This is a genomic window from Streptomyces sp. NPDC037100 (genome assembly GCF_055606225.1).
In genome coordinates, this window is sequence record NZ_JBVJSX010000019.1 from 56,767 (window position 1) to 78,027 (window position 21,261).

Annotated in this window: 19 protein-coding genes and 1 pseudogene; all 20 read right to left on the reverse strand. The window is 71.6% G+C overall.

The features are described from left to right. Nucleotides 1-10: 10 nt before the first annotated feature. Nucleotides 11-781, reverse strand: a complete 771-nt coding sequence (locus tag ACZ7EG_RS37955; protein ID WP_392359129.1) for a phytanoyl-CoA dioxygenase family protein — start codon at nucleotides 779-781, stop codon at nucleotides 11-13. A 76-nt stretch (nucleotides 782-857) separates the two neighbouring features. Then, nucleotides 858-1,640: a class I SAM-dependent methyltransferase gene (locus tag ACZ7EG_RS37960; protein WP_471089066.1), complete on the reverse strand. Its 783-nt coding sequence runs from the start codon at nucleotides 1,638-1,640 to the stop codon at nucleotides 858-860. A gap of 16 nt (nucleotides 1,641-1,656) precedes the next feature. Beyond that, complete coding sequence (locus tag ACZ7EG_RS37965) at nucleotides 1,657-2,346, reverse strand: HAD family hydrolase (RefSeq protein WP_471089068.1); 690 nt, start codon at nucleotides 2,344-2,346, stop codon at nucleotides 1,657-1,659. Next, nucleotides 2,343-2,792, reverse strand: coding sequence for a hypothetical protein (locus ACZ7EG_RS37970; protein ID WP_391200007.1), 450 nt, complete (start codon nucleotides 2,790-2,792; stop codon nucleotides 2,343-2,345). The genes ACZ7EG_RS37965 and ACZ7EG_RS37970 overlap by 4 nt, the downstream gene beginning before the upstream one ends. Beyond that, nucleotides 2,792-3,841: an enolase C-terminal domain-like protein gene (locus tag ACZ7EG_RS37975; protein WP_471089071.1), complete on the reverse strand. Its 1,050-nt coding sequence runs from the start codon at nucleotides 3,839-3,841 to the stop codon at nucleotides 2,792-2,794. The genes ACZ7EG_RS37970 and ACZ7EG_RS37975 overlap by 1 nt, the downstream gene beginning before the upstream one ends. Then, nucleotides 3,828-4,976, reverse strand: a complete 1,149-nt coding sequence (locus ACZ7EG_RS37980; RefSeq protein ID WP_471089073.1) for a hypothetical protein — start codon at nucleotides 4,974-4,976, stop codon at nucleotides 3,828-3,830. Before ACZ7EG_RS37980 ends, ACZ7EG_RS37975 begins: the two co-directional genes overlap by 14 nt. Before the next feature lie 29 nt (nucleotides 4,977-5,005). Continuing rightward, a complete protein-coding gene (locus ACZ7EG_RS37985; protein ID WP_471089075.1) occupies nucleotides 5,006-5,833 on the reverse strand; it encodes an NUDIX domain-containing protein in 828 nt (275 codons plus the stop codon). A gap of 204 nt (nucleotides 5,834-6,037) precedes the next feature. After that, the gene (locus tag ACZ7EG_RS37990; RefSeq protein ID WP_246112002.1) at nucleotides 6,038-7,306 is read right to left on the reverse strand and encodes a M15 family metallopeptidase; all 1,269 of its coding nucleotides are present in this window, start codon (nucleotides 7,304-7,306) and stop codon (nucleotides 6,038-6,040) included. Further along, on the reverse strand, nucleotides 7,303-8,796 hold the full coding sequence (locus ACZ7EG_RS37995; protein ID WP_471089077.1) for an NUDIX domain-containing protein: 1,494 nt from the start codon (nucleotides 8,794-8,796) through the stop codon (nucleotides 7,303-7,305). The genes ACZ7EG_RS37990 and ACZ7EG_RS37995 overlap by 4 nt, the downstream gene beginning before the upstream one ends. 57 nt (nucleotides 8,797-8,853) lie before the next feature. Continuing rightward, on the reverse strand, nucleotides 8,854-9,990 hold the full coding sequence (locus ACZ7EG_RS38000) for an NUDIX hydrolase (protein WP_471089079.1): 1,137 nt from the start codon (nucleotides 9,988-9,990) through the stop codon (nucleotides 8,854-8,856). Between the two features lie 61 nt (nucleotides 9,991-10,051). Beyond that, nucleotides 10,052-11,992 carry an ABC transporter ATP-binding protein gene (locus tag ACZ7EG_RS38005; protein WP_471089081.1) on the reverse strand — a complete coding sequence of 647 codons (1,941 nt, stop codon included), beginning with the start codon at nucleotides 11,990-11,992 and terminating at the stop codon, nucleotides 10,052-10,054. Nucleotides 11,993-12,226: 234 nt separating this feature from the next. Beyond that, complete coding sequence (locus ACZ7EG_RS38010) at nucleotides 12,227-13,339, reverse strand: hypothetical protein (RefSeq protein WP_471089083.1); 1,113 nt, start codon at nucleotides 13,337-13,339, stop codon at nucleotides 12,227-12,229. 4 nt (nucleotides 13,340-13,343) lie between these two features. Next, the gene (gene fxlM / locus ACZ7EG_RS38015) at nucleotides 13,344-15,389 is read right to left on the reverse strand and encodes a methyltransferase, FxLD system (protein WP_471089085.1); all 2,046 of its coding nucleotides are present in this window, start codon (nucleotides 15,387-15,389) and stop codon (nucleotides 13,344-13,346) included. A gap of 36 nt (nucleotides 15,390-15,425) precedes the next feature. After that, on the reverse strand, nucleotides 15,426-16,496 hold the full coding sequence (locus ACZ7EG_RS38020; protein WP_471089087.1) for a lanthionine synthetase LanC family protein: 1,071 nt from the start codon (nucleotides 16,494-16,496) through the stop codon (nucleotides 15,426-15,428). Further along, nucleotides 16,493-18,532 carry a lantibiotic dehydratase family protein gene (locus ACZ7EG_RS38025; protein WP_471089089.1) on the reverse strand — a complete coding sequence of 680 codons (2,040 nt, stop codon included), beginning with the start codon at nucleotides 18,530-18,532 and terminating at the stop codon, nucleotides 16,493-16,495. Before ACZ7EG_RS38025 ends, ACZ7EG_RS38020 begins: the two co-directional genes overlap by 4 nt. Nucleotides 18,533-18,620: 88 nt before the next feature. Next, complete coding sequence (locus ACZ7EG_RS38030; RefSeq protein WP_175435679.1) at nucleotides 18,621-18,809, reverse strand: FxLD family lanthipeptide; 189 nt, start codon at nucleotides 18,807-18,809, stop codon at nucleotides 18,621-18,623. Between the two features lie 132 nt (nucleotides 18,810-18,941). Then, on the reverse strand, nucleotides 18,942-19,409 hold the full coding sequence (locus ACZ7EG_RS38035) for a DUF6082 family protein (protein ID WP_471089091.1): 468 nt from the start codon (nucleotides 19,407-19,409) through the stop codon (nucleotides 18,942-18,944). Nucleotides 19,410-19,482: 73 nt separating this feature from the next. Then, nucleotides 19,483-19,979: pseudogene (locus ACZ7EG_RS38040) on the reverse strand (DUF6624 domain-containing protein). Beyond that, nucleotides 19,976-20,548: a hypothetical protein gene (locus ACZ7EG_RS38045; RefSeq protein WP_471089120.1), complete on the reverse strand. Its 573-nt coding sequence runs from the start codon at nucleotides 20,546-20,548 to the stop codon at nucleotides 19,976-19,978. The pseudogene ACZ7EG_RS38040 and the gene ACZ7EG_RS38045 overlap by 4 nt, the downstream one beginning before the upstream one ends. 74 nt (nucleotides 20,549-20,622) lie before the next feature. Next, nucleotides 20,623-21,114 carry a DNA-binding protein gene (locus ACZ7EG_RS38050; protein ID WP_471089093.1) on the reverse strand — a complete coding sequence of 164 codons (492 nt, stop codon included), beginning with the start codon at nucleotides 21,112-21,114 and terminating at the stop codon, nucleotides 20,623-20,625. Nucleotides 21,115-21,261 lie beyond the last annotated feature (147 nt).

Sequence of the window (21,261 nt, forward strand, 5' to 3'; positions counted from 1 at the left end):
CTCTCCCCTCTCACACGGTGCCGGGACGGGCGAGGGCGGCGAGCGCCGGGTACTCCAGCCACGGGTCCGACAGAGCGCGCCGGGCGAGGTCGGGGTGCTGGGCGTGGCTGACGCGGAAGTACGCCATCACCCTCGGGGTGCTGCTCGCGTTGATGCCGACCCGGTGCGGGACTAAGTGGTGCATCACGACCACGTCGCCGGGCTCGGCGGTGAGAGCGGTGCCGTCCTGGGCGTCGATGTCGTCGGGAGTCTGGGCCGGCTGCCCCAGGACCCAGTCCGTGGCGAAGTAGTCGGCCATCCGGTAGTGCCCGCCGGGCACGTAGTGCATAGCGCCGGCGTCCGCGGTGGAGCTGCCGTCCAGGACGACGCCGGCGATGAAGGTGAACGTGCGTAGGTCGCGCGGTTCCAGGTGGGGGCAGGAGACACCGTCGACGTGCATCCGCTTCACGGGCTGCTGCGCGCCGTGCGGAAGCCGGATCTGGATCTGCGCCCGGGTGACCGGGGCGGGCCTCGCGGGCCGCAGCAGGTCTCCGGCCAACTCCGCCAGGCCGCTTCGCCGGTACAGGGCGAGGAGGTCGGGGTGCTCCTCCAGCTCGGGGGCGAAGCTGCGTTCGGTGTAAGCGGTGAGCCGCGCGGGGTCGTACGCCTCGGCCAGCCAGCCGCCGACGAGGGCGCGCGCCTTGGACAGGACGGCGCCGTGGACCAGGCCACGGCGTATGACGACGCCGTCGTCGACGAACCGGCGCCGCTCGTCGTCGCTCCACGTCACAGGACTGGGCATGGTGGATCTCCTTCCGGAGGGACACGGGGCCGGGGCGGGAAGGGGGGCCGCCCCGGCGCGAAGGGGGAGGAGCGGGTCAGCCGCGCCAGCCGAGGACGATCTGGAAGGAGGCAGGCTCGATCAGGCCGCCGCCGGCGGCGGCCTGATCGTCGAGCAGAGCCCGGGCGCGGCGCTCGAAGTCGTCGACCCGCTCGCCGAACAGCGGCCGGGTGGCGAAGGAGGTCGAGTACAGGTAGCCGATCACCGTCTCGGTGCTCCACTCCCGCTCGACGGCGACGGTGTGCTCCTCGACCTGGCCGAACGCGGACTCGGCGAGGATGTCGCGGTACGGCCGGTTGTGCGCCGCGTACTTCTTGCCCAGCCCGGCCCGCCGCTCCTTGCCCAGGTACTCCTGAATCAGGGCGCGCAGGGCGTCGGTCCAGGCGGAGCGCGCGGTCCACAGGCTGCCGTCGCCCATGACCGCGACGGTCGCGTCCGGCGCGGTCATGTCCTCCAGACGCGACAGCACCACGTCCTGGTCCATCCAGTGGAAGGCGCGGCAGACCGTGACAAGGTCGGCCCGGTAAGAGGCGAGTGGGGTGAACGCCTCGGCCGGAGCGTTGTGCAGGCGGACAGTGAGCGGCAGCCCGGCGAGCGCCTTGTCGGCCTCGGCGAGCATGCCCGCGTCCTGCTCGACGACGTCGATCTCCGTCATCGCCCCGGCCAGGGCCAGGGGGACTTGCCCGGTGCCGGACCCGAGGTCGAGCAGGGCCCGGTGCTCCTTGCCGGCCACCCGCTGAGCGAGCAGCTCGACGGCTTCCTTCGGAATGCCGGGCCGGTAGGCGGCGTAGTACGGGGCGGTGGTGTCGAACTGGCTCACGGGGTAGAACTCCTGATCATCTGGGTTGACGGAAGGACGGAGGGACGGTCTGCTCGATGTGCTCGACCGCACGGGTGAGGTCCGGTACGACCGTGACCCGGCTGGGGAACTCGGCCAGCAGCCGGAGTGCCTCGGACGACGGCGGGCGCGAGGTGATCCACAGGGCGTGGGCTCCGGCGGCGAGGGCCCCGCGTACGTCGTAGTCGAGGCTGTCGCCGACGTGCAGCACCTCCGCGGGGTCGCGGCCGTGCAGTCGAGCGACAGTCTCCACGGCGAGCGGGTCCGGCTTGGCAAACCCGAGTTGCCACGAGGGGTGATGGGCCCGGAGGTGGGGGGCGAGGAGGGCTGCGACGTCGGTCTCCTGCTCGTCCCAGTGGCTCACGTTCGACAGGGTGACCACCGGCACGACCCGGGCGATCCGTGCCACCGCCTCCACCGCGCCGGGCCACAGGGCGAAGCCGGGCGGACAGTGGTCTTGGGGGAAGGCGGACGGCGCGATCCTCAGAGCGGCACACACCGTCTGCGGCGCTGTCGCATCGCTGCGCGGGTCCAGGGCGTGCAGGATCTGCTGAGCGACCTTCTTCGCCTCCCGGGCCGGGAGCGGGGACAGCTCCACGAGGCGCTGCGTCAGCGTCGTCCCGGACGGCTCGCCCAGGGTGTATCCGACGTCGAGGCTCACCAGCCGCACCGGGGCCGCCGTGCTCACGAACGTCCCGCCAGAGCAGCGATGATCATGTCGATCCGTTCGGTGCGCACCGGGCCAGGGCCAGCCTCGCCGAGGAAGGTCAGCAGTTGCCGGGCTTCGGCCGGCGACCAGCTGCTGGTGTCGACACCGGCCTCGGCAGCGGCCCGGGCGAGGTCGTCGGGGATCGTCGGCGGGCGCGCGCCGTGCGGTAACAGCAGCGTGCCGCTCCACCTCTCTCCGGCCTGCCCCTGCGGCAGGGCAGGGCCGAGGGGCGCAAGGACGGTGACGTCGTCGAAGGTGAGGATCCGGACCGGGAGTTCGGGCAGGTGCACCGGCCGGGCGAGGCGAAGGGTCGTGGACAGGAAGGTGTCGTGTCCGCTAAGCCGCTCGTCCACGATGAGCAGGACCTTCTCCTCGCGCTGTTCCAGGCGGCCGTGGACCGCCAGCTCGCCCGTGTGCCTGGGCATTACCGGCGCACCTCCATCCCGAGACCGGGCCGGTCCGGGAGAGCGACGTGGCCGCCGTCCGGCCGGAGTGTGCCGCACAGTGCCCGCTGGCGGCGCGGCTCCCACACCACCTGGTACTCCACCGCGCCCGACACGTGCGGAAACGCGGCGGCTAGGTGCACGGCGGGCAGGAACGCCCGGCCGTGCAGGTGGACGGGCACCTTCGCGTCGTGTGCGGCGCCGAGCCAGCCCTGCGCCTCGGTGATCCCGCCGCACCACACCGCGTCGAACGTGAACGCCTCCGGCCGGCAGTGCTCCAGCAGGGCCCTGGCGTCCTCCGCATGGGACAGCCGCTCGCCGAATGCGACCCTCAGCCCCTCCGTCTGTCGGCGCAGCTGTCGGTACGCGGCCTGGTCGGTTCGCGGGAGCGGGTCCTCCACCCAGCGCACCGTCTCCGGAGTGAGGAGCGGTGCGACCTCCATGGTCCGCAGGTGCCCCCATGCGCCCAGGGCGTCCACCGCCACACTGTCCCCCGCCCACTTCGCCGCCCGTTCGGCCAGCAGCGCCATCTCGGCGGCTTCAGCGCCGCGCAGGGCCCACTTGGTGAAGGCGAAGCCCCCGTCGGCGGTGGACTTGACGGACTCGGGGGCCGACGTGGAGGCCAGGTCCAGGGAGAGCCAGGAGGCGTAGACCGGCACTCGCGGTTCGGGCCGGTAGCTGAGCAGGGCCGCGACCGGCAGGTCGGCGAGTCGGCCGTGCAGGTCCCACACCGCGCAGTCCAGCGCCCCGACCGCCCAGCGGCCGAGCCCCGCCGCGTGCGGGCCGAGGCCGGCCAAGAGCCTGTGCAACAGACCCGTGTGGTCGGCCACGGGGTGCCGCAGAGCGCTCTGCCCAAGCCGGGTGGCGACGAGCGCGGCGGGCAGCTCGTCGACCGGGGCGAATACCCCGGTCACTCCGTCGGCCTCGACCACGATCGCGAACCGGCTGTCGCCAGCCTTCCACGGACCCGCCCCGCTCTCGTCGAGGCGCTCTACCCGCACCCGGTCGATGACCGCGTCAGCGGGGTCCATCGACGAGGTCCTCTCCCGCGTAGGTGAAGTACCACAGCGGCCGGTAGCACTCCCAGCCCACCGGCCGCAGCCCGGTCGGTGCCATGGCCCGCTCGATCGCCGTACGCGCCTGCAGGTAGTACTCCAGGCTCTCCGCGCCCGGCGTCCGCATCCCCTGCATCATCACCGTGTGCGCCTGGAAGACCTGGAAGTTCGGGAACGCGGTGACCTCGCTCGCCAGTGCGTTCACCCCGCGCACGAGGTCCTCCATCGGGTCCAGCCCGACGATGTACGTGTATGAGGTGTCCAGCCCCGCCGCCCGCGCCCGCATCAGCAGGTCCGGCATCTGCTCCGGCCGAAGGTCGGCCTTGGTCGCCTTCATCAGTGCCTCCCGCCGGGTGAAGTGCTCGGCTGTCAGCCTGAGCACGAACGGTGACACCTTCGACGCGATGGTCTCGAATGCCTCGTCGCTGCGCAGCACGGATGTGAGGAAGCCGATCCGAGCCTTGACGCCGGCCCGCTCCAGAGCGGGCCGCAGGGCGGTTAGGTGCGCGACGGCCGCCTCCTCCCGCTCGAAACAGCCGGTGGAGACGGTGACCTCGGTCAGCTCGGCCAGGCTGCGGCGGGGATGCTGCTCGCCGAGGGCGTGCAGCAGGGCGTCGAGCCCCTGGTCTTCCTGCATCCTCGGATCGGCGGCGGCCTCCAAGGTGTTGGGGCACCAGCCGCACCCGACGCACCGGCTGCGGGCGTTGGGGTTGAGGGTCGCGGCGCGGCCGTCGTTGCGGAAGTACCCTCCGACCGCCTCGTCGGCATCGATGCGCCCGACGTGCGCGACCACCTCGCCGTTCAGCGACAGCTCGTCGCTCCGGAGCCGGAAGGGGCTGGCCGGCTGGTTCAGCGGGACGATGATCTGCCAGGGGGCATCGGGGCGGCGCACGAGGCGAAGGTTGACCCGGGCCCGGTGACGGTCCTGGTCGGAGGTGATCCCGTACAGGTTGACGGCGATCAGCAGCACGTCCTCGACGGGGACTCCGTGGCGCAAGGCAGCCTGCTCCAGATGACGCAGGCGGTCGGTGCCGACGGCGCCGTCCGAGGATATCGACCGGCGCATGGAGAGATGCGGCATGGAGGACTCCAACTTGAGTTCGGCGGGCACGGTTGCCTCCTGGGTGGAGGTGCTGGGGATCAGGTGTGCGTGATCAGGTAGGTGGGGCCCTCGCCGCGCCGGGCTCGTTCGATGGCGTCGAGGCGGGCGAAGGCGCGCGGCCCCATCAGCTCCTGCCAGGTCGCGAGGTCGTGGACGGCCCACATGTCGTGCTCTGCGGGATCGAGTCGGATCCGGCCGAGCTGGTCGGCGGTCAGCTGGCCTCCGTCGAAGATGAGCCCCACCTTGTTCAGCGGCAGGCGCGGCCCGGCGTGCAGGAAGTGCGTCAGGAGCAGCTTCGGCGTTTCCAGACCGAGTTGGAGGCCCGTCTCCTCGACCGCCTCTCGCCGTGCTGTCTGCAGCGGGTCCTCGCCTCGGGCGTCCAAGTTGCCGCCCGGGAACTGCCAGAGTCTCGAGCCGTAGACCGAGCGGAGCTGGACCGGCCGGTCGTGTTCGTCGCGGATGTACAGGCAGCCGTACACCGTGTGGTGGGGGACGGTCTGCGCGTACTGCGTGGGCGTCATCGGCATGGGGCGGCCGGGCCGGGCAGGGCGGTGGTCGAATGCGAGGGCGAGAACGCCGAGGGCTTCCTTGGCCGGCGGGTAGATGCTGCGGAGGTTGGCGAGCAGCTCTCCGGGCGGCCCGTCCGGGTCGATGCGCACGGTGTCCTCCGAGCTGAGCAGATCCTCGAAGGAGTGGTACGGGGTGATCCGCTTAACGATGACGTCGAGTTCCCGCCCGGTGTCCCGGTCGTGGAAGACGACCGTGTCACCGACTGCGACGGCGCGCTTCTGCGGGGTGGCCACCCTCACTTCGATCGTCTTGCGGCCTGCTTCCACTTGGCGGTAGTACCGCCCGAGCAGGTGCATGTGGTGCTCTTGTGGTTCACCTCCGGTCGCCGGACTCGGGACGGCTGGGATCGCCTGCTGGGTGTCGTCAGGCACACGTGCCTCCGTTCGATGCGTTCCGTCCGTCGCGGTCTTGGGATCCCAACCGGGCCAGGGTCCGGTGGCCGCGCTCCTGTGTTTCGGATCGGCGTGGGTGGCGATGAAGTGGACGAGGATGCCAGCGCGCTACGGCAGTTCGATCGGTCCGTAGCGCGCGTGCGGCTCCTGCCGCATCAACGCGTCGTACCGGTCCGCTACCGAGAAGTGCCAGAACTCGGTTCGGTAGTTCGTAAAACCTGCGTTCTCCATGGCGTTGAGCAGCAGCATGCGGTGGTGGCGCGCACGATCGCTGACGTTCGGGGCGTGAGTGAAGCAGGCACCGTCGCTCTCCTCGGGGGAGGCATTGACGCGGGTACCGAGGTCGAGTTCGTGACCGTCCTGGTCGGCGAGGGTTACGTCCACGGCCGCGCCCGCGGAGTGGGGCGCGATCTCCGGTGGTGATACGTACCGGCTGGCAGCCTGGTACAGCTGCTCAGCTGTCCAGCCGGGGCGAGCGGAGGCCAGCTCGTCCCGGTACTCGGTGAAGTAGCGCTGCTGTAGGGCCAGCGGCCGGTAGCCCTCGATGAACAGCAGGTCGGTGCCAGCGGGCAGGAGCGAGCGGGCGTGCTCCAGCCGGGCTAGGACGCCCTCGCGGACGTGGGCGAACGCGCCCAGCGGATCTTGCTTGCGGGGATCGACGCGGAAGCTGTGGTCACGCACGTCGACGAGCGGCTCCCCGCACTCGCGCACCGGGACTGCGGCGACCTGCGGATCGGACATCAACACCAGACTGCTCATCGAGTCTCCCTGCGACGGCTTGCACTGCGGCGGCGGGGTTGGGGAGGCAGAGGCCAGGTCGGTTTCGCGCAGGATTCGCGCGATGGTGTCCTGCAGCGTGCTGTCGGCCGGGATCACGGTCTCCAGACCGCCGGGCAGCAGATCCAGCTCGCGGTACCAGGAGGCGAGGTGGCTGTCGGTGACTTGCGCCAGGTACGCGGCATCCGCCTTCGACGCGTGTCGGACAAACGTCGATTCCAGCGGCACGTCCAGGTAGTAGCAGCAGGAGACGCCGCGGTGGTCCCGTACCAGAGACGTGATCATGTGGCTATAGCGATCGGCGTACAGGATCCCCTCAAGCACCACGTGAAAGCCGGCGTTCAGTGCTTCGCGTGCGATCCTCCCCAGCAGGGCGATGTTGGCGCCGCGCGCGGTGTCGTGTTCCCTGAGCACGTTCCGGCGGATCACGTCCTGGCCCACGATCGCGATACCACGGCCGTAGTGATCTCGCAGGCCCTGGGCCACGCTTGACTTGCCTGTCGCCGAGTTGCCGCGGATCACCACCAGGCGGGTGTCCTCACGGCCGGCCGCAGTTGCAGTGGGCACACGACGGTGTGCGCCGCTCGGTGTGCCGGTCATGCGGGCCATCCCGTCTCGCTGTACAGATCCCCGTTCTGGATCTTTGCGATGGCTTGGCGGGTGTAGGAAACGAGGTTGTCGGGCAGCGCGGCGGGGTCCCAGAACTTCCACTGGGTGCACTTGTCCGGCTCGCGCAGTTCCGGCTCGCCGCTCCAGGCGCGGGCGCGGAAGAACAGGCCCATGCGGGGCCGGTCCCCGGCCTTGTCGATGTGATGGACGACGTGGACGAGTTCGACGTCCTGGCGCTCGATGTGCAGGCCGGCTTCCTCCCGTGCCTCCCTGATCAGGCAGGTGATGGCGCTCTCCTGCTCGCAGTGGCCGGCCAGGACGTGCCAGGTGGACGGCGCGAACGCGGAGTCGGGGTGGCGCAGCCCGAGCAGCACCGTCCCGTCGGGCCGCTCCAGGTAGAGGTGGACGCCAATGACGTTGAGGACTGTGCCGTGCGGCGCAGCTGGGCGGTGCTCCTCGTGCGATGAGAGCCCGCTCTGCGACGCAGTGCTGGACGCGTTGGCCGGGAGGCTGGCGGCGTGGCGCCGTACGAGGTCGCTGGTGGTGTCTGCGATGCGCAGGCGGTGGAGGTCGTCGGGGGCGAACCAGGCCAGCATCACCCCCTCCGTCAGGCGGAGTTCGCGGGGATCGCCGTTCCAGCGGCCGGCGTAGATGGCGATGGGCACGCTCGAGCCGGCGCCGTCGGAGGCGTACTCAGTGCCGAACGGTGTCAGGTCGGCGATGTCGAGGCCGGCTTCCTCGGCCAGCTCGCGCCGCACGGTGTCTTCCAGGGTGGCGTCCTGGGGCTCTCGGCCACCGCCCAGCAGGGACCACATGCCCGGCTCCCAGATTTGGTCGGGGAAGTAGTCGCGCAGGTGGAGCAGGTACTCGCCGCGGTCGTTGTAGATCAGGGCGGAGGCGTTGGCCCTCTCCGGTTCGGTCTCCGGCGTGAGCTTGAGCAGCTTCTCGCGCAGGGAGGGGGAGGTCACCCTGTCCACGGGCCGCCACTCGATGCCGCCGACCTCTTCTTCCTGCAGCACCACCGGCGCCTCGGCCGCGGTGTGCAGGCGGAAGAGGAACCGGAGGTCGAAGTGCTGGTGGCCGGGTTCGCCTTTGCCCGGGTGGGCGTCGATGTCGTGGGTGTCGATGTCGAACGGCACAGTCTCGTAGCCGGGCCACGGTGCCACGGCCTGCGGCGGGATGCCGGTCTCCTCGTGCAGCTCCCGCAGCGCCGCTGCTGCCAGGGACTCGTCGGCGGGCTCGGTGTGTCCGCCGGGGGCGAGGACCTTTCCGCTCGCCAGGTGCAGCACGTGCAGGACGCGGCCGAGCTGGTCGACGACGATCGCGCCGCAGGTGACGTGTCCGGTGAAGGTGGAGCGGCTGGCGATGTCGGTGGGACGTTCGAGGGCGTCCAGGAGGCCGCCGAGCTGGTCGCGTTCGTGAGGGTGGCGAGCGAGGTAGGTCTCGACGGTCGTGCGGATGTGGTCGTGCGACAACGGCATGGGGCTACCTCAGAGGGGCGTGGAGCGGGACGTGTTGAGGCGGGGTGCTTGTTCGGGTCAGGTCAGCCGCATCCCCTCCGCCGGGATCTCCTCGATGGCGGCGGGGCGAGCGGTGGGCAGGCCCCACCGCTCGCGTGCCGTCTCCGCCGCGAGCTGGGCTTGCCGCGCGCCGGGCGGGCCCCAGCCCAGCAGGGCGGCTGCCTGGGCGGGGGTGGCGAGCAGGCGGGCGAAGGGGTGGCCGGTGGCGGGGTCGACGGCCGTCGGCCCGATGGCGGTGACCCGGGCGGCCAGGCGGAGCCGGGCGTTGGACCCCACGCCGCCGTAGACCTCGCCGGTCTCGTCCAGCACCCAGCCCAGTCGCACCGGATCGGCCAGGGTGAGCTGGGCTTCCTCGGCGGCTTCGCGGTGCAAGGTGTCCTCGGGAGTCGCGTCGGTCGTCTCCACGGTGCCGCCGGGCAGCATCGGCAGCGCACCCCGCGGGCCGGGGTCGGCCACGAGGACGACCCGGCCGTCGGGGGCGAAGCACCACGCCCAGGCTTGCTGTACGGGCAGCCGCTCGGGGACGGGGCTGCGGTGGAGAGGGCTGTCCCACAAGGGTCGGTAGCGGACGTGGACGTCATGGCGGTCCAGCGCCGGGACGTCGTGGATGTGCCGGCCGTCGGCGAGGTGAGCGGTGGCGGTGTTCCCGAGCCGGGCACGGTAGGCGGCGAGCATGATCTGCCTGTCCACGGGCCGCAGCCTCTGCACCGCGTCCCGGGTCTGCAGGAAGGCGTACTCGGACAGCTCCTCGCGCGGCAGGCGGATCGCCTCCACCTGGTCGGGGTGGAGGGTTCCCCCGTCGAAGACGAACCGGATCTCGCCGGGGCATGCCGTGGCAGTCTGGAGGTCGGGGTGGTGCGGGGAGAAGGAGTGGACGGCGAGCACGGCCGACAGGGGTAGATCCAGGCCCAGTTCCTCGGTGATCTCGCGCCTGCAGGTGACGTGCGGGTGTTCGCCGGCTTCGACGACGCCTCCGGGCAGCAGCCACGAGTCGTCCTCGCGGTAGGTGGGGTGCACCAGCAGGACCCGGCCGACCTCGTCGGTGATGATCGCGGCGGCGCCGAGCCACGCCGCATGCCGGGATGCGGCGTACTGCGCTGCGGGCAGATCGGCACGCGGTGAGACGTGATCCGAAGGGGAGACGGGAGAGGTCACGTATCTCTGCCTTCCGAGACGGTGTACGGGCGAGTGGACAGCGCGGAACGGCGAGGGGTGATCAGGGGGTGTCGCCGCTCATCCGGCGCTGCAGCTCCCACAGGGTCCGGAAGAGACCTGGCTCCTGGGTGAGCTGGGCGTAGGTGCCCTCCTGGACGATCTGCCCTTCGTCCAGGACCACGATCCGGTCGGCGACGGCCACGTTGGTGAGCCGGTGCGTGATCAGCAGGATGGCGCGGTCCTTGGCCAGTTCGCGCAGGCCGGCGAAGATCCGGTGCTCCGCGCGGGCGTCGAGGGCGGCCGTGGGTTCATCCATCACCAGCAGCGCCGCCTGCCGGTGGAACGCTCGGGTGAGGACCAGGCGCTGCCACTGCCCGCCGGAGAGCTGCTGTCCGCCGAACCACTCGCTGGTCAACAGGGTGTTCAGGCCGGAGCGCAGGCCCGGCAGCATCTCCGCGGCGCCGGACGCCTCGCATGCGGCGAGCAGGGCGGCGTCGCTGGTGTCGCCCTGCCCGAACGTGATGTTGTCGCGCATCGTCAGCGGCAGGTACGTGAACTTCTGCGGCACCAGCGCGACGTGCTCCCACGACCCCCACGGGTCCAGGTCCGCGGTGGAGGCGTGGTCCCAGGCCACGTCGCCCTCGGTGGGCAGCAGCAGCCCGCACATCAGGCGCGAGAGGGTCGTCTTGCCGGAGCCGTTCTCCCCGACCAGCGCCACGATCTCCCCGCGCCGCACGTGCAGGGAGACGTTGCTCAGGCTGTCCTTGGGGGCGCCGTCGTAGCGGTAGGTGACGTCGCGGACCTCGAAACGCTCCGGGGCCGCGGTCACGGGCGCGGTGCCGCGGGAATCGGTCATGGCCTGGCCGTGGGCGTTGTCGAGGAAGTTCTGCCAGTCCTGCACGTACCAGCCGGTGCGCACCAGTCGTGCCCCACCGTTGATGATGCCGCGCACCGAGCCGGTGGCGGTCTGGAGGGCGAAGACGGCGCCGCCGCCGGCCGCCAGGCTCAACCGCCCGGAGGCCAGGAGCCACAGCAGCGCCGCCCACACCGCGGTCGAGGCGATCCCGCCGGCCACTGCTCCTGCCAGCCCCATCCAGGCACCGGTGTTCGCGGCTTTTCGTTCGGCCGCGTTGACCGAGGCGGCCAGCCGCCGGTACCGGCCGATCAGGAAGGGCCCGGCCAGGCAGGCGCGCATCTCCTCACTGGACTCCTGATAGGCCATGTGCCAGCGCAGCTTGCCCAGCATCCGGCGCCGCCCGGAGGTCTCCAGCCCGGCCAGGTAGATCACGCGTGCGGAGCGCACGTAGGCGGCGGCCTGCGGCAGGCACGCGAGGAAGAGCAGAGGCAGGAGCATCGGATGCAGGACGGTCAGGACGGTGGCGCCGGCCGCGAGCGTGGCGGTCGCCGCGAGGACGTCCTGCGCTTCTTCGACGAGGTCGGGGGTGACCTGGGCGCCGCGGTCGGCGATGTCGTAGGCGTCGTTGTAGCCGGGCTTGTTGTTGGCGGCCAGTTCCGCGCCGAGCGCGGCCTCGATCATCGTCAGCTCCGCTGCCCGGCCGAGCACCGGGCGCAGACGGCCAGTCAGCCAGACGACGGCGATGCCCAGCAGCGCGCGCAGGCCGGTGGCGGCGGCGATCACGGCCAGCTGCGGGGCGGCGTCCCACAGCCGCTCGGTGATGCCGCCCGAGGAGATCAGCGCGGTGATCGTGCCCGTGACGGCCAGGAGGCCGAGGGCCGCGAGGACGCCGGTCCCGATCTGGCACACCAGCAGGCCGATGGTCGCGCCGCGGTCTACGCGCCAGGCCATCTGCACCGAGCGCCGCACGAGCGAGGGCAGGCGCCGCGCCATGGTGCGGGAGGTCAGCAGGGAGCCGGCCTGGAGCCTCGACTCGTCGCGGTAGAGGTATTCCTCCTCTCGAACACCGGCCTCCTGCGGTTCGTCGTCCGGCGCGGCCCCCTTTGGCGGTTGCGGCGGCTGGTCCTGCGTAATGGCCGAGGTCATCGTTCCCCCTAGGACGGTCGCTGCGGCAGAGTCGTGAGGTCTAACGACACGGCTGCGATATCGAACACACGTCATTCGGTCGTGCTGGGGAGCCTGCTATTTCCTGCGTCAGGGAACCCCGCGGGCGCGGGATCCCTGGTCTGGCTTGGAGCGGCCGCGGGCAGGAAATGGCCGAAACGCCGACACCGCCAAACAGCGTGGGCAGCACGGCGGGCCCATCCCGGTCGCCCTCTCCTAGCCGGGATCTGGTTCGGCCTGTAGCAGCCTTTCCAGCTCTGTCTCGGCGTGGCCGACCGCGCCCGTCAGAGCCTCATGGTGGTGGGCGGACAGGACGCCGGATCCCAGTCCGGCCGCGGCGATCACCGCGTTCAGCGCGTCTGTCGCCCGGTCGTCCAGGGCGGCCGCGGCGACGGGGTGGTGCAGTGCGTCTCGTGCGGCGTAGGCGTCGAGTCGGGCAACGCTGACGAGGGAGTCGAGTACGCGGGCGACATGGCGTCCGGTGCGGTCCAGTTCCAGGGCTGACAGGCCCGTCCCGGTCTGGAAGGCGGCGGTCGGCGGATCGGGATGGTCGAGGAGCTGGACGGCTGCATCAACGGTGCGGTCGAGGTCGGGTTCAGGGACGGGGGTGTCTTCGGGCCGGCAGTGGGCGTGCAGGAGGAGGGCGATGGCTCTCTCCCAAGGCTCCGTGGGCTGGGTGGTGTCGATCAGGTCGCGGGCCTGCTGGTCCAGGCCCTGCTCCATCAGGGCCATGATCTTGATCTGGCGACCGTCGAGGAGCCGGTTGCCAATGCCGCGATGCCGGGCCATGGCGTCGGCCGCGTCGGTCCACCGCCCGATCTGGGCGAGGGCGCGGGCGCCGTCCACGAGCAGGGTGACGTACAGCTCCTGGCACACCGTGCGGTGGTCCTCGTCCGTGCCGGTCAGAGCAGACAGGTCGACGGTGCGGCCGTCGATGTCAGCCTTGTTCCGATGTCGGGCAGCGTCGTTGAGGCAGTACAACAAGCCGTAGGCGAGTTCGCCGTGGCCGGCGCGAGTCTGCAATCGGGAGAGGTTGACGAGCGGCATCAGCGACATGACGGCGACCCGTCCGCTGAGGCGTCCGGCGTCGGTGAAGACCTGGTGCTGGCGCCAGCACAGATCCTCGGCCAGGTCGGGCAGGCCGACGTCGGAGGCGATGAGCGCGGCGTAGTTGAGGACCCCGCAGGCGCGGGCCACCAGGTCATGGTGGCCCGCACCTGCGGGCGCGACGGTCAGCCCGGTGAGGTGGTTGATGCGCTCCTCCAAGGGGAGCGCGGGCGCCTTGGTGCGGCGGACCAGGGGGATGCGGCTGGCTATCGCGGGAATCATCGGCTCAGCCCTTGCGCGCCCAGTCGACGACCAGTCGGCTGTAGGGCTTGTCGACGACGAAGCGGGCGTCGTCCGCCGTCAGCCGGTCACGCGAGTCCGCGACGGCCATCCGAAAGCCCGGCTCGGGGGCGTCGTTGCCGCCGGTCGCGTCCCAGGCGCGGATCTCGCTCACGACGCGCTCGGCGAGGCTGGCGCCGCCCTCGCCGTGGCCGATCACGCCGACCTCCCAGTACCGGCCCTTGTCGTCCTCGCCCTCGCGGATGGTCAGGTACGCGAGCGACCCGGCGTCGAGGGCGGCCATGGAGCCCCACCCGAAGTGCGGGGTGAATCCGGGGCGCTGGCCCGGCAGGCGGGAGAGGCCGTTGGGCAGCACGCAGGCCAGGTACAGGTACAGCCACTCCCACGCCGAGCCCTGCCGGAACTTCACCCCGGTGTAGAGCTTGGTCTGCTGCTGGTCGAGAACGGAGCGCAGCGCCTCGCGGTCGACGTCCTGCTCGCTGAACGTCTCCAGGCGCACGTTGCCCTCGCCGGCCATCGGCACGAGGGTGTACACGTCGTCGCAGACGCCCTTGCGCAGGGGGATGAAGGTGGCCATCTCGCAGGAGACGGTCTTCCACGTGTCGCCGTCGCGTTCGAAGGCGAAGGAGCGGGAGATGCTGCCGCGGATGCGCATCGGCAGGACCAGGCGCCCGCCGGGGGCGAGCTGGTCGAGGATCTTCAGGGGGACGTCGCCGGCGCCGACGGTGAAGATGATCCGGTCGTAGGGGGCGTGCTCGGGCAGCCCGGCCGCGCCGTCGGCCATCACCGCGGTGGCGTTGTCGACGCCTGCCTCGGCGAGGTGCTGGCTCGCGCCGGCGACGAGGTCCTGGTCGACGTCGAGGGTCCACACCTGCCCACCGGGGGAGACGATCTTACCGAGGAGGGCGGCGTTGTAGCCGGTGGCGGCTCCGGCTTCCAGGACCTTGTGGCCGGGCTGGGTGCCGAGCTGTTCGAGCTGGGTGGCGACGATGGACGGCGCGGAGATGCAGGAGATCATCTCCCCGTGCTCGTCGTGCTTGATCGGGACCGCGTCCTCCTTGTACGCGCTCTCCAGGTCGACGCCGGGCAGGAAGGCGTGCCGGTCGGTGGTGCGGAAGGCGTCGATGGCCTCCTTACTGCGCAGGTGGCCGCTGTCGACGAGCCGCTGGGCGAGGGATTCGCGCAGCTGGTTGGGGTCGGTGACGGGTGTCATGGTGGTCTCCATTCGAGGGAGGCTAGGGTCCGCCGGGGCGGACTTGCGGGTGGACACGTCAGCTCCTTCTCCGGTGGAGAAGGCGACGTGACGGCCGAGCCACGCGGTGGCGGCCTGCGCTTCGGCAGGCACGCCTGCGCGGTTGAACGCGAAGATCGCGTGATGGGCGATGACGCCCCGGATTCCGCGTATCAGTCGGCCGTCAGCGGCGAGCCGGCGCAAGCGGCGGCCGGCGTCCTCAAACGCGGCGACGCGCTCGACCCAGCCCGCTTCCGCGTCTGGGCGCAGGGAAGCGTCCGCGTTCATCAGCCGCCGCATCGCGGAGACGGCTCTCTCCAGCGCGGGCCCCTGGGGCGGGGTGACGGGGGGCCGCAGGGCAGCCCACCGGGCCCATGCATCTCCGGCTTCGAACGGGTCCAGTCCCGCCTCGCGGATCATGGCGGACAGGAGCATCACGCTGCGCTCGCGGGCGCCGGGGGTGCCAGTCTGGGCGAGCGCGGCCGGGCTGTCGGCGCAGAACACGTCGTGCGCGACCTCCATGCCCTCGGGGCCGCCGAAGGCATGGGTCTCCGGCTCGTAGATCCCGCCCGTCCAGCCGGTGAGCACGCGGTCGGCGACGAGCTGGTCCAGCAGGCCGGTGGCGGGCTGTTCGGTGCGCAGGCGCACGCCGGCGTCCTTGCGCAGGAAGTGGAAGCGGCGCCCGGACAGCGCGGTCGCCAGGGCCCGGGCGGCGTCCGCGTGCTGGTGGGGGAAGGCCACGGAGGCGTGCCACCAGGACGTGTCCGGGGGGATCGGCAGGTTCTCGTCGTCGAAGGTCATGGGCAGAAAACTCCTTGCGAGGCGGCGGGGAGAGGATCAGGCGAGCAGGAGGACGCGGGTCCAGCCGGTGGTGTCGGTGGCGTTCAGGGCGAGTTGGGCTCCGGCGCGGCCTTCCATGAATCCGGTTTTGGGCAGGCGTTCCCAGTCGGCGGCCAGCCGTCGGTGCAGGTCCTGGACGATCGGGGTGAAGCGTGCGGGTGCGGGGCTGTCGGCGGCGACCGCGCGGGTGAGGGTCAGCAGGCCGGCCCAGCCGTGGCAGAGGGTCGAGTCGGTGATGCGGGCGAGCCGCAGCGGGTCGGTCAGGATGGTCTCGACGATGTCCTCGGCCGCTTGGCGCCGGGCGGTGTCGCCGAGGGCGAGCGCGGCGAGCTGCTGGGCGCGGGCGATGCCGGGCTGGCCGTAGCACCAGGACTGGCGGGCCGGTTCCGCTGCGGGCGGCTGGTCAGCCTCCAGGTGTGCTGCGGTGGACCAGTAGTGGGCGCCGTGCCGGTCGAGCCAGGTGGCAAATGTGCCGACGGCCTCCTCCTGCCCGGGGACGCTGACTTCGGCGCGCTGGGCGAGGGAGAGCACGGCCAGTGGCCCCGCGATGCCGTGGGCCATGCCGTTGTTGCTGTGGCCGCCGGCCATCGTCTTCCCGTCGGGGCCGACCGGCGACCACCACCCGGGCAGGATCCGGCCTTCACTGCGGGCGGGGTGGGCGAGCGCGACGAGGCAGGCGAGCACGTCGGACAGCCGGGGCGCGATCGGGCGGCGGGACAGCAGCAGTGCGGCGAGTCCGGTCAGGCCGCGGATGAGGTCCCATTCGGCGAGGTGGGGCAGCGCGCCGGCCGCCTGACGGCGGTGGGCGGCGGCGAGCCGGGCGTCCACGACGCGGTCGACGGCCGCGCGGACGTCGTCGCCGGCCCCGTGGGCGCGGGCGAGGACGAACTCCAGGGCGGGTGCGCCATGGAAGAGGCTGGCATTGCTGCCGGCGCTCACCCCTCGGACGGTGGCCTGGGCGAGGTGGCGGCGGGCGGTGGCCAGGTCACGGCGCTCGATGTCGAGAAGGGCCATCCCCAGGGCGCCTTCGGACAGGTCCTGCGTACGGGGCACGGTCGTCGCGGTCATGAGCGCCTGGCCAGGGGGACGACGATGCTGTGGGCCCGGCCGCCGATCCACCCGTCGGCGTCCGGCGGGGGCGCGTCGTGCAGGGTGGCGATGCCGAAGGGGCTGGCGTCCAGGTGCGCTCGCAGGAGGTCCAGGTCGACGTCGCGGGTGAGGACGAGGGGCAGCTGCTGGTCGTCCTCGGCGAGCAGGACCCGCTCCGGCACCCGGAACCGGGCACGCCAGGCGTGGAGTTGGTCTGCCCACTGCTGGAGTGGTGCGGTGCGGGCGGGCAGTGTGCGGCTGCGGATCTTCCACCGGGCGGCGGTGAGGATGGTGCGTCGGTAGGTGAGGGCCGGGGTGAAGGGCAGGGTCCAGGCGGCGCCCCAGTCGAACCAGGTCACCTGCGGGGATGCGGCCCGGCTGATCTCGCCGAGGAAGCGGGCCATCGGCGGGGTGTAGTTGTTCCACAAGAAGTTGATGGCGGTGGGGGCCAGCAGCTCCAGCGGCTTGCCCGTCGCGGACTCCACCAGCTGGGGGCGGCCGTCGGCGACGGTGACCGACAGGGCGCGGGGGAAGAGGACGTGCGGGGCGGGGCGGCGGAATTCGCCGACGCTGACGACGCGGGGCAGGGCCTGGGGCGCGCGGGTGAGCAGGTCAGCCGGCACACGTCCTGCGTGGAAGGACAGCTGTGCCAGCTCCGCCTCCGCATCGATGGTGGGCAGGTGTGCGTACGTTGCCTCGGTGCCGGGGAAGAGGTGCCAGAACCGTCCGGTCATCGAACCGGCCGAGCGGGAGACGGTCAGGACCCGCAGCCGGAAGTCCCCCCGGTCGAGGGCCTGGACGGAGGAGGCGTGCACTTGAGCGGCCAGTTCGAGATGGGGCGCCGGATGGTGTGGCTTCTCGCCGGCTGCCGCTTCCAGCTCCTCGATCATCGCGCCCGTCAGGGCCACCGTGCGCCTGCCCTCGGCGGCGGCGGTGCCGGCCAGCTCCAGCAGCAGGCGGTCGCGCCGGGACATCGGCCGGGGCGGTTCGCTCACGGTGACGAACCCTTCCGGAAAGCCCACGCCCCGGTCGGAGTCCGTGGCCACCTCCACCGGAACGGGGACGTTCTCGCCGTAGCGCTCGGTGAATTGCTCGATCCACCGACGCCAGGTCGGTGTCCCGTTCGGATGAGTGGCCAGGCGGGCCAGCACGGTCGCTGTCGTCCCTGCCTCGGTCAGCACTTGTTCGGGCAGCCGCACGTCGGCATCCAGCCGCAGGTCGCATGCTGGCCGCAGCCGGTCTGCCTGGGCGCGGACCGCGTGCGGTAGGGCGCCTGAGGGGTCGACGTCGGTGGCTGGCGCGCGCAGCGAGGAGCGCAACAGCCGTACCCGCAGCAGTTCGCCCAGGAGCCGGTGGCGCGCTGCGTCGCTCACAGCCGGGTACTCCGCGGCGAGTTTGTCGGCCAGCTGGCGATATTCGATCGGGGAGCGGGCCAGGTTGAGCACGAGGCACAGCGCAGGGTTCAGGGCGAGGCGGAACTCGGCGTCGCCCTCGGACGGCACGTGGATGTGCTCGTTACGCTGCCGGGCCAGCGTGTTGACGCAGACCGCCGTGTCGGCCATGCGAGTGCTGTCGCTCTCCCAGGCGCTGAGCATTTCGTCGAGACCGGCCGGATCGGGGCGCACGACGGCCTGGTGGGCTTCTCCGAAGCGCACGGATGTCGACTGGTCGAAGCCGAGCAGGGCGACGCCGGCGAACAGGCCGTAGGGGGTGGAGCGGTGTGCGTACCGGATCGCGTAGCGGGCCGTGGCCAGAGCAGCACGGCGAACCCGGCGCGGCTTCGGCGTGCGGCCGTCGATGATGGCCTGCACCTGTCCGGCGAGGTCGGGGCTGGCGTCGGTCACTGTCTGCCGAAAGGCATCGTCGGACCAGACGCTGCTCAGCCACGCACGCCACGGTTCCAGCGGTGCCGTGGATGCCGGCCAGGGCGGCATGGCGGGCTCGGTGACGTGCACCGCGGCGCGCAGCATCGCCTGCCCCGCGCCCTGGTACAGGCTGGGACGTACCCGTGTCATCACCGCTCTCCCTTCTTCCTTCGTGACGGGGCGGGATGCGGGCCGGACGGGAAGCCCCGCCCGGCCCGCGCTGCCGGATCGGACCGGCTTACGAGGTGGTGCAGGCGCTGGGGCAGGAGCTGCCGCAGGTGTCGCCCGTGCTGCACATCAGGACCGTCTCGGTCGCCGGCGTGCCCTCGATGAAGGTGATGTCGAGTCCGAACGGGTCGGTCTCGTCGGTGGTTGCGAGGTCCGGCTGCGCGGGGGCGGTCGGCCTCTCCGTCTGCACTGCGGTCATGCTTGCCTCCTAGTGGCGATGAGTGGTGCGGAATGCCGGGCCCCGGTCGGGACCCGGAACTTGGTGCCAGACGGTGGCGGCTGACGGTGTCGCCTGGTCCAGGACGTCTGGGAGTCGGTGTGAGCCGTGTCGTCAGGCTGCTGCGGGCTGCGCCCGCGAGTGGGTCTTCGCAGCCCTGTCCAGGACCTCGGTGAAGTGCTCGGCGCGCTCGTCGCCCTCGGCCTCCTGGGCGCGGAGGTCTCCGAAACGGGCCCAGTACCGCCTGCAGACGTCGCTGTTCATGAGCATCGAGGCGTAGAAGGGCAGTTGTCCGTGGCGAACGAAGCCCAGCCGGTCACGCAGGCTGAGGGTGCAGATCTGCTGGTTGGCATGGAGCAGCTGCATGTACTCCTCGACGTCGATGTCCTCGGGCGTCCAGAGCTTGGCGAGGGCGGGGTTGGTGGACATCTGCGTCAGCCAGTCGAGCTGGTTCCGCGCGACGGCCACTTCGTTTCGCTCGGCCTGGTGCCGCGCGTCCTGCCTGAGCCGGGCGGCTCCGACCACGGCGGTGGTGAGGGAGACGGCGGCGCCGGCAGCGAGGACGGCGGTAGTGAGCTTCATACTTCAACGGTCCTTTCAGGTAAGGGGTCTGCGGACGAGCGTTGGGTCTGCGGAGCCTGTGGGGTCCGCCGCGTCATGCGGCCCCCGCGAGCACGACGGTCGGGGAGTCGCCGGCATGGCGATCCGGGGCGTACCGGCGCCGCACCTTCTCCAGGGCGACGGCGATCGGCGGCAGCCCGACGGCGGCCCTTCGCTGGTCCAGGGACTCCGGTGCAGGGCACGGTCGTGAAGGTGGGCCCAGTGCGGGATGCGCGCGTCGTCGTCCTGGACTGCGCGCTTCAGAAGGGTGGTGGCCGCCCGTTGGAAGTCGGGCTCGCCGTCGGCGTGAAGAGCGATGCTCCAGGCGGCACGTGCCGCCTCGGGGCCGACGAGGCGGTGGCCGGGCCAGTCGTGTTCGGCCAGGATGCGGCGCAGCACTTTGGTGTCGGCGTGGTCGGCGTGACGGTCCTGGCCGAGTTGGACGGCGTCGAGGTAATTGCGCACGCGCTTGGCCCGGCGCGCTGCCGACTGTGCGGCTCGGACGAGGAGTTCGCGGGCGAGGTCCGGCCGTAGCGGTTCGGCGGTCCTCACGCGATGCCCCGCTGGTCTGCGGCGGAACGCGGCTCGTGGACCCGGCAGCCGATGAGCGCGCTCAGCCCAGGCCGGCGCTCTGCGGTGAGTTCGAGGCGAGCGACTCGCTCATCGTGCTGCCCGGTGCCGGATCCTCGCAGGTCCCAGCCCATGTCGGTGAGCCGATGAAGGAATGTGGCGATCGGATCAACGTCGAGAGGATGGCGGGCCAAGACCTCGGCCCGCACGAGCGGTACGCCGAGCCGGGCGGCGAAGTCGGAGACCCACAGAGTGATCAGCCGGACGGTGTCGTCGGAGCGGTCGGGCAGGGTGTGGACGCAGCCCAGGAAGAGGCACGGGCCCTCGCCCCATCGGAGGTGGGGCCCGCGCTGCGGGATCATGCAGGCCAGCAGCAGCCCGTCCTCGAACAGTCCGGCCGGCTTGGCCTGCGGGTCGCGGAACAGAGCCGGGATGTCGGCTCGGGCGGGTACAGGCATGCCGCGCATGGTGAGCCAGCGTTGACGGTCCTGGACGAGTGCGGCGGCCTCGTCTCGTTCGGCGTCGGTGCACAGTGTCCGCATCTCGTACACGGCCGGTAACGCTGTCGCGCGCCGGTGCGGGGAGGCGGGGAATGGCTTGGTGGCCACAGAAACGGGTGACGCGTTCACTGGCTCGCTCCGCTCTCCGTCGTGGCGGCTGGCCTGGTGCCCAGTAGGCCCCACGCGTGGGCAAGGACGACGAGCTGGGTGGTGTTGGCCGCCCCGGTCTTGTCGAGCAGTTCGTCGTGTGCCGCTCGGACATCGGCGGGGGCGATCTTGGCGGCGACTGCGATGTCGTGGGGATTGCTGTGCTCAGCGACGGCCTGCAGCAGCAGTTGCTGCTCCGGGCTGAGCTTGGGCGCTGGCCTGTCCGTTGTGGGTGGGGCGACCTGCTGGGCAGCGAACAGGCGGTGCACGATCACCGGGGGCTTGCAGCGGGGCGGGCAGTGGAGGCTCTCCCGGATGTCGCGGACGTACTGGCCGACGGTAACGGCCGACAGCCCGGTCCTCGTGGCGATTTCTCGGGGGGTGAGGTCGTCAGCGAGGTGCTGGGCGACGCGCTGCAGGGTCGGCGTCAGGGGTGTGATCGGTGCGCTGGTCGTCACGGGCGGGGTCACGGGTGTCTCTTTCTCGGATGAGTGGACGGTCACCGGAAGGGGTGCCGCCGGCCCCCACGAGGGGCGGGGGCCGGGGGGACGGGCCCGCGTGCCGGAGTTTTGGTCCACTGGGTACCTCGCACAGGGGGGTATTCTGCGGTGGGGGTT